Source organism: Sphingobium naphthae (genome assembly GCF_043589935.1).
Taxonomy (GTDB): Bacteria; Pseudomonadota; Alphaproteobacteria; order Sphingomonadales; family Sphingomonadaceae; genus Sphingobium; species Sphingobium naphthae_A.
The window spans coordinates 2,495,874-2,509,021 of the sequence record NZ_CP171454.1; the positions used below are offsets into that span (position 1 = coordinate 2,495,874).

Sequence of the window (13,148 nt, forward strand, 5' to 3'; positions counted from 1 at the left end):
CAATGTGAACAGCTATAATAGAATGTGAGACATCTGCAAGTCAGAAGCTGACCGGTCGCTGCGCATCGATCATCCGGTCCTCCCGTCCCCGCAGGCCGATGGTTCGTACGCCGCTGCTTTGCTCGATGCGCAGGGCGGGGGCGGCAGCGGGCATTTTGAGGAAGGCGCCGTCAAACCCGTCAACATGCTTGAGCCAGAAGGCGGGACGGGCATCGGCGGCGCGGGTCCGCACCTCGACATGGGCCAATTCGACGTTGCGCGCATGGCGCATGACGAAGCCGGTCGCAGGCAGCGGGCCGAAGCGGTCGGGATCGGGATAGTCGTCTTCCCTGGCCGGCGGGTCGATCGCCGCCATAGCCGCATCGCCGCCACCCGGCTGGTCGAGAAAGATGTTGCTGATCTTGACATCCTCGATTTGGTGACCGGCGACCCCGGCGATGATGGACGGCAGCATCGAGCCGCTCTGGCAGGTCAGATTGTCGATCAGCACCCGCCGCATCGCACCCACCGGAACGCCAGCCGGGCCGCGCATCCGGCGGCCCAGACGCAGGAACAGCGCCGGGCTGTGACAGCCGCGCATGGTGATGTTGCTGATCGCCACATCCTCCATGACCGCGCCATCGACCGTTTCCAGCGCGATGCCCCAGCAGCGATCGAAGACGCAGTTGCTGATGGTGATATTCTTGAAGCCGCCATTGCTTTCGGTGCCGCATTTGATGCGGCCGAGCAGCCAGGTGTCGCGGCTGCGCGTCAGGGGCCTGTAGGTCGCGTCGAGCAGGCTGCCCACGGCATAGCTGCCGCTGACGTGGCAATTGGTGATCGTCACATTCTCGGTCGCGCGGGGATAGCCCAGCGCGTAGCTGGACTTGGGCACGATCGCGTCGTCATACGGGGTGTTGAGCGTGCAGTTGCTGATGCGGACATTGCGGCAGCAGTCGATGTCGAACCCGTCGCGGTTGGTGTCGACGGTGAGATTGTCGATCAGCAGATTGTCCACGCCGGTCGCGAGCAGCGCAAAGTGTCCGCCCTCCAAAATGGAGAAGTCGCGCAAGGCGACGTTGCGGCAGTTTTTGAGGCCGATCGCCTTGTTGCCGACGCCGGGCAATTCGGCGGCGGTCCGGTCCTTGTCGGGATGGCCGCGCGAAAGCCCTCTGCCCCAGATGAGGCCATCGCCGCAGATCGCGATGTCGTGCAGGCCTTCGCCATGGATCAGGCTGTTGCGCCAGTGATTATGGCCGAAATCCTGAAACGGCGCGATCGCCGGATCCTGCGGTTCGGCCGCGTCATAACCGCCGCTGGCAAGGCCGGTCAGCGGCACGGAGGCGGCAAGCAGCGTGGCGCCGCGATCCAGCCACAGCGTGATGTTGCTGCGCAGATGAACGGTATAGCTGGCATAGGTGCCGGGTGGAAAATAGATGGTGCCCCCGCCACGCTGCGCCGCATGGGCGATCGCCCGGTCGATCGCGGGGCTGTCGACATGATGGCCATTGCCCCGCGCCCCGAAGTCGCGGACATTGACGATGCCCGTGGGCAGCGGCCGGGCCCGCGCGGGAAGCGCCGCCAGCATCGACATGCCGGCGGCGCCCTTCAGCAGAAAGCGGCGGTCGAACGGTCCTTCCATCTCCCTTTCGTCCCCCGCTCGCCGCGTCAGATATAGGTGCGCAGAAATTCGCCCAGCGCGCAGATGGCGAGGCTCTGGCCATAGGGCATGGAGGTGAGCGCAATGTCCTTGTAGAATTGCTGGGTGTCGCCCATCGCGGTGCCGAAACTGACCTGCTGCAATTCGCCGGCCTCGTCGATATTCGCGAGCACCCCGCGCACCGCCTTGATCCCGATCTCTTCATAATGGCGAGGCAGATAGCCCTTTCGCACCGCTTTCAGGACACCATAGGCGAAGCCGGCGGTGGCCGAAGCTTCGAGATAGCTGGTTGGATCCACGATCAGCGTGTGCCAGAGGCCCGTTTCGGCGTCCTGCGTTTCGCTGAGAGTCTTCACCTGTGCGGCCAGCGTGTCGATGAGGAAGGTGCGGAAGAAGTCGCCGTCCTTGAGGTCCAGTATCTCGATGATCTCGGGAATGGCGATCGTCACCCAGCAATTGCCGCGCGCCCACAGCGCCCGCGCGAAATTGTGGCGGCCATTGAAATCCCAGCCGTGGAACCACAGGCCCGTCTTGGTATCAAACAGATATTTGATGTGGACCAGGAACTGCCGCTTGGCTTCCTCCACATAGGCGGGGCGGTTCAGCAGAAGGCCGATCTTGGCCAGCGGCAGCACCGACATCATCAGCGTGTCGTCCCACATTTCGCCAGGGTTTTCGTCATTATAGACGATGTGCTGGAACCCGCCCTCTTCGGTCTTGGGCAGGCCGTCGGGCGCCATCAGCCATTCGGCCCAGGTGTCGAGATAGGGGATGTAGCGCGGGTCGGGTTCATATTCGTAGAGATAGGCCAGCGTGATGAACGGGGCCATTGTATTGATATTCTTGGTCGGCGTGCCTTCGGCGAAGCGATCCTCGAACCATTGCTTGATGATGGCGAGCGCCTTTGCGTCGCCGGTCTGCTCGAAATAGCGCCACATGCCGAACAGGCCGACGCCATGGGTCCATTCCCAGCCGGCCCATCCCTTGGTGTCGATGATGCGCCCATCGTCCAGATGGAGCAGGAACTCGCCCGTCTCGTCCTTGATATTGACGAGATTGTCCATCAGCCGGTCGATGGCGTCAACGACCTGGCTGCGCGGGACATCATGATTGAGAGCGGCCACTTATTGGATCTCCTTGAGGTCTGAAGGTGCAGAGGGCGCGGCTACCATCTGCACCGGCAGACCGCCTTTGACATTGCGAAGGGTGACGAGGTGCACGGCTTCGAGCGCATCGCCCGGCGCGCCGTCCGAAGTGACGGCGAGCGCGACATGGTTCTTGCCCCGATGGTTGAGGATGCCTTCGGGCATGGGGAAAGTGCGTTGCGGGCCGATATGGGCGATAAACTGCCCCATATTCCAGCCATTGACGAAGATCAGCACGCGATAGCGCCCTGGTGAGCGGGGCTTGGCCGGATCACCGAAGCTGAGGCCGATGGTCGCGTCCTGCCCCCTGGGCACGTCGAGCGTGAAGACGGTGCGATACCAGCTGGTGCCCGGCGTCGCCCGGGACGCGGGGACGCTGGCTTTGGTCCAGGCGCCGTCATCGAAGCCCGGCAGGTGCCAGCCCATGCGCTCGCCATAGAGGCCGCCATTATTGGCGACGCCGCGCACCGCGTCGGCCAGCGTCTCGCCGCCCTTGCGTCCCTGGATCTTCCAGGCGATCGGCACGGCGAAGCTGCGGCCGGACGGGCCGCCTTCCAGCGAGGCGGAGATGAGGCCGCGCGCTTCCTTGTGGAAATCATCGGCGTCGAGATCCCAGTTATGGCCGTTGTTGCGGACCATGACGGAGAGGACATGCGCGCCCGACTGGGCGGTGGCGGGCAGGGCGAACCGCGCGGTGCCGGTGGTGATCGGGCGGGGCAGGCCATGGGGCGTTTCCGCTTCGCCCAGGTACTGGCCGTCGATCCACGCCTGGACAAGGCCCGATCCGCCAGCGCCATAATAGAGCGAGAGCGCCCGCGCGTCGGGCGTGCCGGTGAAGCGGCCGCGATACCAGACATCGCCTTCATGGAAGCCATAGGCGTCCATCAGCATGTTGGGCTGGCCATCGGGGCGGGCGGTGATGCTGGCATAGGCGCGGCGGTCGATCGCCTGCCAGCCGCTGTCGTCGAAAGATGGATCGGCTTCGGGCGAGCCCTTGGCCATGCGCCAGTCGGTAAGCGCGGGCAGAGCGATGGCGGCGGGACCGGCGAGCGGGCGCGTAGCGGCGATGCTGCCGGCCGGCGTGGCGGCGGTCGCGACCCGGGCGCCATTCCATGTGACGGCGCGCATCGCAGGAGGCGCCCAGATTTCGAGCGGGCTGTCCTGTGCGGTGTCGCCGGTCAGCGCGAGCGTGCCGCCGCGGATCGTCGCGTCGCGCAGCATGGCCGGGCCGCGCACCAGCAGTCCGTCGCGGCGCCAATATTGCGCGCCTTCGGCTTCGTCGGCGAGGATGAGGGTGAGCGGCGGGCGGCCGCCGCCCTCGATCCGCAGCACCGCGCGGCCCTGATGGGTGTAGCCGATCTTGAGGTCGCCGCTCGCGGCATCAAAGGCGCTGGTCGCCTGACCTTCGACCATCGTCACTTTGGGCGCGGAGGCATAGCGCAGGACGGTTTCGCCCGGTTCGCCGGCGCGGCCGTAGAGGAGGATGAGGTCGGAGCCGCCCAGGGTCTGCGCCGATTGCAGTTCGGAGGTGGAATAGACGAGCCGCTGGCCGCCGAGGTTCGTGCCGGCGATCAGCCATTTGGCGTCGAAGCCGTTCAACTGCATCGGCACGGTGTAGCGGCCATCGGGCAGGTCGGCGGTGAAGCTGAAGCTGTCGCGGGTCTGGCCGTTGGACGGCTTGTGCGTCACCATCAGGAACCGGGCATCGGTTTCCGGACTTTTGTTATGATAGATCTGGATGTCGGGATCGCTGATCCGGACGGCGCCGGCCGGGACCATGCCGGCCAGGTCGGGGACCGAGGCGATCAGCCCGCCCAGCTGCTTCATTTCCTGCGCCTTGTCGCGCAGCGCGCGCGGTTCGGAAATGGCGGCGCCATAATCGTAGCTGGTGAACACCACCGGCGCGGGCAGCCAGCCCCAGCTGGTGCCGCCATAGGTCATGTAGAAGCTCTGGATGCCGATGCCGTTGGCGAGGTTGGTGCCGTAGAAGAGGCGCTGGAACCGCTTGCCGCGCTGGATGGCGTTGCACTCATAGCCGCCGTTCGACCCCCAATAGTCGAACCAGCCGCCGCCAAATTCGGCAAGGAAGCCGGGGGTATCGGGCGAGGCGGAGGCGCCGCCCTTCGCGCCGCCCGGACCATAATAGCCCCAGTCCGGCGCGGCCGATCCGCGCGTCGGCTCCCCCTCCACCGTGCAGGTGCCGCCGGGATAGCCGTCGAACGCGTACATGTCGTTGGGGCCGGGAACGACCTTGTCCACCGAACTGCTTTCCGGCGTCCAATAGCCGTTGCGGCCCTGGTCATTGTGGAAGATCGGCACAGTGATGCCGTCGGCGCGCGCCTTGGCATAGAGATGATCCATGTAGCGCCGCTGCGCCGGGGTGGTCAGCGCCAGCTCATTTTCGATCTGGTGCAGGATGACGCCATATTCGCGTTCGGGATCGGCGTTGATCTGATGCCGAGCGATGATGGCGTTGATATGGCTGAGCCACTCGTCGGCGGCCCTGAGATAATCTGGATCGTCGGTGCGGGCGCGGGCGCGCTGGTTGACCAGCCAGCCGGGAAAGCCGCCGCGCGTCAGTTCCGCATTCACATAGGGGCCGGCGCGGGTGATGACATAGAGCCCCTCCTCCTCCGCCATGGTCAGCAGCCGGTCGAGATCGCGGATGCCGGTGAAGTCGTAGACCCCCTGTTTCGGGCTGTGATAGCCCCAGTCGAAATAGAGGGCGACGGTGTTGAAACCGCTCGCCTTCATCTTCTGGAGGATGTCGCGCCACAGGTCGGGGGAGGGCAGGCGGAAGGGGTGGAATTCGCCGCCCCAGATGATGGTCCGCCTGCCATCGATCATCAGCGAGCGCGCGTCATAGGAGACGCGGCCGAAGGTCTTGACCGGGGCGGAGAGATTGGCGGTGGGCCGCGCCTCCTGCGCGAGCGCGGGCAGGGCGGCGGCGAGCGACGAGCCCAGCAGCAGGGCGGCGATCAGAGTGCGCATGGGGCCTGCCGTCAGTCCATGTGGAACAGCAGCGGAAGCGGCCATTCGCGCGGCTGGTTGCCGGGCTGCACGTCCATCAGCGGCGCCATATAGTCCCACCAGCGCTTCATCACCGGATGATCGGGCAGGGCGTCGCGGCTGTTGTCGGCGCGCAGCTTCAGCACGGCGAAGAGGCTGAGCGTGTCTTCGTCCAGGAAGATCGAATAGTCGTAGATTCCCGAATCGGACAGCAAAGCCGACAGCTCCGGCCATATCTCGTCATGGCGCCGGCGATATTCGTCGACCACGCCGGGCTTGAGCTGCATCTTGAAGGCGTGGATCGTCATGGCTTCCCCTCATCAAACCATATTATGGAACCTTAGACCGATATTTGGTAGCAACGTCCCATATATTAGTCAATCGGCCAAAGGCGTGTCGCGCATGCTGAGATGGGTGACATCATCGAAGGCGAAAGCCGGGCGCGCGTCGGGCGTCCGGGTTTCGGCGGTGAAGCGATCGAGCGTCAGCCCGTCGACATGCCGCGCCCACAGCGCCCAGCTGGGCAGCACGCCGAACATGCTGGGTTCGGGATAGGCGTCCGCCAGTTCCGCCGGCCGCCGCCGCGCGTCCGCCGCCGTGCCGCCGCCCGCATAGACAAGATGCACGTCGCGCAGGACGATGTCGCGCAGCGGATGGCCGGGCAGGCCCGCCAGCGCGGCGGGGAAGCGAAGGTCGATGCCGCGCGCGTCCACTTCGCTGATTTCGATGTCGCGGATCGCGCCGATGCCGGTGCCGTCGGGCCCGCGCCGCCGATCGCCTAGGCGCAGGAAGAGGGGCGCGGTGGTTACGTCGCGCAGGGTGAGCCGCCGCGCGACGACATGCTCCATCACCCCGCCGTCCACCGTTTCGAGCGCGAGGCCCCGGCAGTGCGTGAAGCGGCAATCCTCGATCCGCACATTGCGATAGCCGCCATTGCTTTCGGTGCCGAGCTTGATCCGGCCGGTGACGCGATCCTGGTCTGGCGCGAACTGCTGCGTCATGCGACAGGTGCCGTCGAGCATCGACCCCATGTCATAGCCGGACACGTCGCAGTCGCGGATCAGGATATTTTCCGCCGCGATCGCGCGGCCGAGTGCATGGCTGCTCTTGACCACGATGGCGTCGTCATTGGGCGAATTGACCCGGCAGCGTTCGACCCGCACGTCGCGCACGCAATCGAGGTCGATGCCATCACGATCGGTGTCGATGGTAAGCCCGTCGATCGTCAGCCGCTGCGTGCCGGTGGCGAGAATGGCGAAATGGCCGCCCTTCAGGATGGTGAAACCCGACAGGCGAATATCGCGGCCGTTTTTGAGCGCGATCGCCTTGTTGCCGAGGCCGCGCATCTTTTCCGCATCGGGTTCCAGCTGGGCGATTTGCGCATCGGTCATGCCCTGCATCGACAGCGGTCGTTCGCCTGCCTGCTTGCGCCAGCGCGCGCCAGGGCCATCGCGCGTGAGGCCGACGCCATGGATCATGCCCGGGCCTAGAATCGCTACTTCCTCCACATCCTCGCCCCAGATGAGGCTGTTGTGCCAGTGGCTGTGGCCGAAATCCTGATAAAGCTGATCGGTCCCCGCTTCGGGCAGGTCGTAGCGGCCGGCATGGCGGGCGGGATCGGCGGCCTCGATCACCGCGCCTTCGCCCAGCAGTAGCGTCACCCGGCTTCTGAGGCGGAGGGAGAAGCAGAGATAGCGGCCGCGCGGCAGCAGGACGGTGCCGCCGCCGGCGGCCGAGGCGGCGAGAATGGCGGCGTTGATCGCGTCGCTGTCGATCGCCCGGCCATCGCCGCGCGCGCCATGGTCGCGCACGTCGAAGCGGCGCGCGGCATGGGCGGGGAAGGGCAGGGTGGCGAGGCCCCCGGCGATCAGGCCCAGCGCCACGTCGCGGCGGCTCATCGCCATCGCCCTCAACTGCCGGCCGGGCGCTGATCGCTGTGGATCAGGCTGGGGACGATGCTGACCTGCGCCGCGCTGGGCGGATGGCGCGGGTCGGAAGCGGGCGCGGCGACGTGCGGCGCCAGCGCGGGAAGGACGGTCCTGATCCGTTGCGCCACGGCGCTGGCGAGAAGCCAGGCGCCATAATTATTGTGATGCGTCCGGTCGCGGCCGCCATCGTTGAAGGCGGTGGGCGCGACAGCGGGGCCGAGCGCTTCGTAGAGGGCGCGGCTGTCGGCATGGAGATCGATGAGCGGCACATGGTCGGCGCGTGCGACCTGGCGCATCGCGTCGGCATAGGCGCCGAGCGTGTCCTGTATCCGGCCGTCGGCATCGAAATTGCGCCGCTCGGGCGAGGTGACCAGCACCGGATGCGCGCCGCGCCGCCGCGCCTCGGCAATATAGACGCGCAGCCAGGCGGGATAGGTGACCTGCGGATCGACATAGGTCTGCGGCCATTGCCGTTTCTGGTCATTATGGCCGAACTGGATGAACAGCCAGTCGCCGGCCTTCATGTCCGAAAACAGTTTCGCCATGCGCAGGTCGGTCGAAAAGCTCTTCATCGTCGCGCCGGACTTGGCATGGTTGGCGACCGCGACCCCATCGTCCAGCAGGGCGGGCAGCATCTGGCCCCAGCTGGCGGCGGGTTCGGCGAACTGGTCGGTGACGGTCGAATCGCCGGCAAGGTAGAGCGTGGGCACATCGGCCGGCGCGATGGCGACGCCGGCGACGCGGGGCTGGCCCAGAAATTCCAGCGTCAGCTTGTCGTCCCAGGTATATTCGGCGCGATCGCCGGGCGAGAGGGTCACCTGCGTGCCGCCGGGGGCCGTCTCCGGCGGCGGCGCGAGCGCGGGGGTGCGGATGTTGACGATGAAGCTGCGCTCGACGAACTGGCCGGGACGCGTGGAGACGTTGCGCAGCATCAGCCGCCGCGCTTCCGCCTTGACCGTGGTGTCGCCAGCCCGAGCGGGATCGCCGAGCCGGACCGTGACGCGATAATTGCCCGGTGGCAGGGCGACGGAGAAGAGATAATCGTCGGCCGCGCCGCCCGGCTCCATGCCATGGCCGCCGGCCCGATAGCTTTGCCGGCGCAGCGCCGATCCGTCGCTGAGGTCGAAATGCAGCGGAGCAGGCGCGGCGGCGGCCGCCATCAGCGTGAGGATCAGCGGCAGGGTCATGGCAGCGCGCGCGTCGCTGGGTGAAGGAAAATGGGGAAATGCGTTTCAGATAACGCATTTCCCCAAGCCGACCGCCCGTGCAGAGGCGGCGATGGCTGTGGCCCGCGCCAGGCGGGATGAGGCGGGGCCAATGTCCTCAAGGGGATTCTCCGTCCCGTTAAATAGTTGATGCAACCATATATCGGGATTGGCGAGGCGGGCAAGGGATTTTGTCAGGCATCGCCCATATTATGGGACATTTGCTCACATGTTGATTTTGGTAGCGTGGCTGCAAAAACTGGTATAAAATGCGCTACAGTTCCACAATGTGGGCTCCCGGAAAGCCGGGGCATAGGGGAGGATATATGTCGGTTCAGGTGACACGTGCCATTTTCACGCGCCGGGTGTCGGCGCTGGCCATCGCTTCCACCATGATGATCGCCGGGTCCGCGGCGGCGCAGGACCAGCCCGCCGAGCAGGAAACCGCCGACATCGTGGTCACCGGCTTCCGCGCGTCGCTCGACAGCGCGCTGGGCATGAAACGGCAGGAGGCGGCCGCGATCGATTCGATCGTCGCGGAAGACATCGGGAAATTCCCTGATTCGAACCTTGCCGAATCGATGCAGCGCGTGCCCGGCGTGGCGCTGGCGCGCGGCGATGGCGGCGAAGGGCGCAATATTTCGGTCCGCGGCCTGGGCGCCGGTTTCACTCGCGTGCGCATCAACGGCATGGAAGGCACGTCGCAGACCGGGTCGTCCGACATTTACGGCGCGGGCAATAATGGCCGCAGCTTCGACTTCAACGTCTTCCCCACGGAAATTTTTTCCGCCCTGTCGGTGCGCAAGACGCCGTCGGCCGATGTGGAGGAAGGGTCGCTGGGCGCGACGGTCGACCTGTCCGCGCCCAAGCCGATGGACCAGAAGGACGATTTCGTCCTCTCCATGACCGCGCGGGGCGTGTACAACGAGCTGTCGAAGAAGGTCGATCCGCGCGCGTCGATGCTCATTTCCAAGAAGTTCGGCGACAGCGGCTTTGGCATATTGGGCTCCATCGCCTATCAGAAGCGCAACATCCGCGAAGTCGGCTATTCGGCGGTGGACATCCTGTCGGCCAACACCAATGGCGGCTTCTGTTCGCCGCTGGGCGCGCCGATCAACACCGCCGGCCAGACGGCCGCACAGCTGGCGCTGCGTGGCGTGACGGTTGAAAATTGCAGCACCGGCAACCCGCGCACCAGCAATCCCGACGCCTATCAGGCGATCCAGGATCTCCGCCGCGACGACTTGCCCAACACGCCGGGCAGCGGCGCGTTCCTGCCGCGCCTGCCGCGATACCTCAACAGCGAGCAGGACCAGGAGCGGATCGGCGGATCGCTGACGCTGCAGTTCAATCCCGACGATGACACCGACATCTCGCTCGACCTGCTCTATTCGCGTTTCGAAGTGACACGCCGCGACAATTATATCGCCGCCGTCTCCTTCGCGCGGTCCGCGTCCAACAATGGCCAGCCCATGACATCGGTGCGCGACATCGAGTTCGACGAGAATGGGTCGCTGGTCTATGGCGAATTTGACGGCGTCGATGTGCGTTCGGAGGGACTGGTCGACAATTTCGTGTCGACCTTCAAGCAGGCGAACCTCAATTTCCGCCGCCGCCTGAACGACAATCTGGAAGTGAGCGGGATCGTCGGCTTCAACCGCTCCATCTGGGACGGCAAGAAGCGGCTCCAGACTTATATGGACGCGATCAACACCGATGGCTTCTCGATCGATTTCCGCGATGGCGGGTCGACCCCGGTGATCGGCTTCGGCATCGACGTCAACGATCCGGCGAGCTTCAACTATGCGCCTGGCCTGGCCGATGGCACGGTGCTGGGCGGCTTCAGCTACCAGGGCAAGCCTTCGAAGAACACGACCGACAACATGACCGGCGAGATGAATCTCAAATGGACGGTCAATGACGCCCTGTCCTTCAAGGTCGGCGGCCAGTATCGTCGCAGCGACTTCAAGTCGACCTTCCTGCGGCCCTATTCGGCCGACCTGGTGGTGCGGGCGCTGCCGGCGGGCACCAGCCTGGCCGACATCACGACCAGCATCACGGGCGTCGACAAGCTGTGGGGCAATGGCGCGCCGTCCAGCTGGGCCGCGATCGACCCGGAAAAATGGGCCGACACCTTCGGCTTCGACGATGTGCGCTATTGCGGCGTCGAGTGCGGCGGCGGCAACAGCCGGGTGCGCGAGGAGGTGATGAGCGCCTATGCCATGGCGAATTTCGACCTGGAGGACGCGATCGGCTTTGGCGTGCGCGGCGACATCGGCGTGCGTTACGTCAAGACTGACATGCGCTCGTCGGGCTATATCGCCGTCGCCAGGGCGACGTCGCCCACGGGCCTGACCGGCCAGTTCGCCGCGGCCACCAACAGCTATGACGACTGGCTGCCGTCGGCGAATATCGTGATCGAGCCGGTGCGCAACGTGCTGGTCCGCCTGTCGGGCGCCAAGGTGTTGGCGCGGCCGGAACTGGGCCTGCTGACGCCCACCAGCGGCGTCAATGGCGTTACTCGCGTCGGCAATGTCAACAATCCCTATCTGGACCCCATTCGCGCCAATACCTTCGACGTCGCGGTGGAATGGTATTTCCGCCCCGGATCGCTGCTGTCGGCCGCCTTCTTCTACAAGGACATCAAGAGCTTCATCCAGAATGTGAACAGCCAGATTCCGTTCAACGAGCTGGGCCTGCCGATCGAGCTGCTGGAAGGGACCAACACCGCGCCGACCGAGCTGTTCACTGTGTCGCAGCCCTTCAACACGCCGGGCGGCCCCTTGAAGGGCATCGAGCTCAATGCGCAGATTCCCTTCACCTTCCTGGACGGATTCCTGGGCAATTTCGGCGTGCTGGCGAACTACACGCATGTGACGTCGAAGATCGACTATATCCTCGCCAGCGTGAACGGCACGCCCACGGTGACAACCACGGCGGACCTCGTCGGCCTGTCGAAGAATACGGCGTCGGCCACGCTCTATTATGAGGATGACAAGTTCAGCATCCGCACCACGGGCAATTTCCGCGACAAGTTCATCCGCGGCATTCCGGCATCGCCCGGCAGTGACCTGCAGGGCAACGCCAAGACATTCTACATGGACGCGTCGGCCAGCTACAATGTCACCGACCGGCTGAAGATCATCGTCGAGGCGCAGAACCTGACCGACGAGCAGAACCGCCTCTATATCGACAGCCAGCGGCAGGACACGCTGTTCGAGACGCGGATCGGCCGGACCTTCACCTTCGGCGTCACCTACCGGATGTAATCACCCAGTCCTCCCCAAACTTGATGGGCGCGGCCACAGGCGTGGTCCGCGCCCATTTTCTTGGACGGGGAGGAGGCGGGATGTCAGCGCGGCTTGGCGTAGCCGACCGCGTCGCTGATCTGCTCGGCGGCGCGGCGGACCTGTTCGGCCAGCTCCGGGCGCACATCGTCGGTCAGATAATGCGCGGCGCTGGCGATCGAGATGGCGATGCCGATCTTGCCCTTGGCGTCGCGGACCGGCACCGCGACCGACCGGACGCCATCGCCCAGTTCGCTGTCGTGCAGCACCATGCCCCGCGCCTTGTGTGCGCGCATATCCTTGAGGAAACGGTCGATCTGCGCCTTGGTGGCGGTGCCGCCCTTGGCCTCGACATAGAGGCTCTGCCACGTCTCCTCATTCTCGTCGAGCAGCAGCGCCTTGCCGATGCCGGTTTCCGCGATCGGGCGACGGTCGCCGGGCGCGGTGGCGACGCGCAGCCGCTGCGTGCCGGTGACGCGGTCGAGATGGCGGGAAAATTCGCCCTCGCGCTTGCCGACGAAGACGCAGAAGCCGGTGCGTTCGGACAACAGCTCCATGAAGGGGCGCGCGACGCGGACATAGTCGATCTGCTCGGTCGCGAGCACGCCCAGCTGCAGCAGCTTGGGGCCAAGAGCGAAGCCGTCGCGCGTCACTGACAGATAGTTGCGCGAGCGCAGCGCCTGCACCAGCCGATGCGCGGTGGTCTTGCTCATGCCGAGCTTGCGCGCGAGGTCGGCGGCGCGGATCGGCCCGTCGATCACTTCGTCCATGATGTCGAGCGCGCGCATCAGCGTCTGCGTGCCCTTGACCCCCTGCTCCTGCTTCTCTTCGCTATTCTGCACTGCCATGATCAAGTCTCCCGCGTCCCATATGGCGGACGCGTCCCATATATCGGAAAGCCTATCGGGCAATTTGGCGGCTTTGTCAGCAGATTT

General features: G+C 65.5%; 8 protein-coding genes. 1 reads left to right on the top strand and 7 read right to left on the bottom strand.

What is annotated here, in order from left to right; genetic code table 11:
* Positions 1-40: 40 nt before the first annotated feature.
* The 6 genes from ACGGKE_RS12385 to ACGGKE_RS12410 all read right to left on the bottom strand — a co-directional run bounded on the left by ACGGKE_RS12385 (position 41) and on the right by ACGGKE_RS12410 (position 8,908).
* Positions 41-1,621: a glycoside hydrolase family 28 protein gene (locus ACGGKE_RS12385; protein WP_394438307.1), complete on the bottom strand. Its 1,581-nt coding sequence runs from the start codon at positions 1,619-1,621 to the stop codon at positions 41-43.
* 26 nt (positions 1,622-1,647) lie between these two features.
* On the bottom strand, positions 1,648-2,763 hold the full coding sequence (locus ACGGKE_RS12390; protein ID WP_394438309.1) for a glycoside hydrolase family 105 protein: 1,116 nt from the start codon (positions 2,761-2,763) through the stop codon (positions 1,648-1,650).
* Positions 2,764-5,775 carry a beta-galactosidase gene (locus ACGGKE_RS12395; RefSeq protein WP_394438311.1) on the bottom strand — a complete coding sequence of 1,004 codons (3,012 nt, stop codon included), beginning with the start codon at positions 5,773-5,775 and terminating at the stop codon, positions 2,764-2,766.
* An 11-nt stretch (positions 5,776-5,786) separates the two neighbouring features.
* Entirely contained in the window at positions 5,787-6,101 is a 315-nt protein-coding gene (locus ACGGKE_RS12400; protein WP_228167547.1) for an L-rhamnose mutarotase, read from the bottom strand.
* 69 nt (positions 6,102-6,170) lie between these two features.
* Entirely contained in the window at positions 6,171-7,691 is a 1,521-nt protein-coding gene (locus ACGGKE_RS12405; RefSeq protein WP_394438314.1) for a glycoside hydrolase family 28 protein, read from the bottom strand.
* An 11-nt stretch (positions 7,692-7,702) separates the two neighbouring features.
* Complete coding sequence (locus tag ACGGKE_RS12410) at positions 7,703-8,908, bottom strand: rhamnogalacturonan acetylesterase (protein ID WP_394438316.1); 1,206 nt, start codon at positions 8,906-8,908, stop codon at positions 7,703-7,705.
* Between the two features lie 344 nt (positions 8,909-9,252).
* On the opposite strand from ACGGKE_RS12410, the gene ACGGKE_RS12415 reads away from it, so the two are divergent.
* Positions 9,253-12,195 (top strand): TonB-dependent receptor, encoded by a 2,943-nt coding sequence (locus ACGGKE_RS12415; RefSeq protein WP_394438318.1) that lies wholly within the window; start codon positions 9,253-9,255, stop codon positions 12,193-12,195.
* Between the two features lie 83 nt (positions 12,196-12,278).
* Here ACGGKE_RS12415 and ACGGKE_RS12420 read toward each other — a convergent pair whose 3' ends face one another.
* On the bottom strand, positions 12,279-13,061 hold the full coding sequence (locus ACGGKE_RS12420) for an IclR family transcriptional regulator (RefSeq protein WP_394438320.1): 783 nt from the start codon (positions 13,059-13,061) through the stop codon (positions 12,279-12,281).
* Between the last annotated feature and the right edge of the window lie 87 nt (positions 13,062-13,148).

Excerpts from the sequence above, each read along its gene's own strand:
- ACGGKE_RS12385 (WP_394438307.1), bottom strand. The coding sequence starts at position 1,621 with ATGGAAGGACCGTTCGACCGCCGCTTTCTGCTGAAGGGCGCCGCCGGC.
- ACGGKE_RS12395 (WP_394438311.1), bottom strand. The coding sequence starts at position 5,775 with ATGCGCACTCTGATCGCCGCCCTGCTGCTGGGCTCGTCGCTCGCCGCC.
- ACGGKE_RS12400 (WP_228167547.1), bottom strand. The coding sequence starts at position 6,101 with ATGACGATCCACGCCTTCAAGATGCAGCTCAAGCCCGGCGTGGTCGAC.
- ACGGKE_RS12405 (WP_394438314.1), bottom strand. The coding sequence starts at position 7,691 with ATGAGCCGCCGCGACGTGGCGCTGGGCCTGATCGCCGGGGGCCTCGCC.
- ACGGKE_RS12410 (WP_394438316.1), bottom strand. The coding sequence starts at position 8,908 with ATGACCCTGCCGCTGATCCTCACGCTGATGGCGGCCGCCGCCGCGCCT.
- ACGGKE_RS12415 (WP_394438318.1), top strand. The coding sequence starts at position 9,253 with ATGTCGGTTCAGGTGACACGTGCCATTTTCACGCGCCGGGTGTCGGCG.
- ACGGKE_RS12420 (WP_394438320.1), bottom strand. The coding sequence starts at position 13,061 with ATGGCAGTGCAGAATAGCGAAGAGAAGCAGGAGCAGGGGGTCAAGGGC.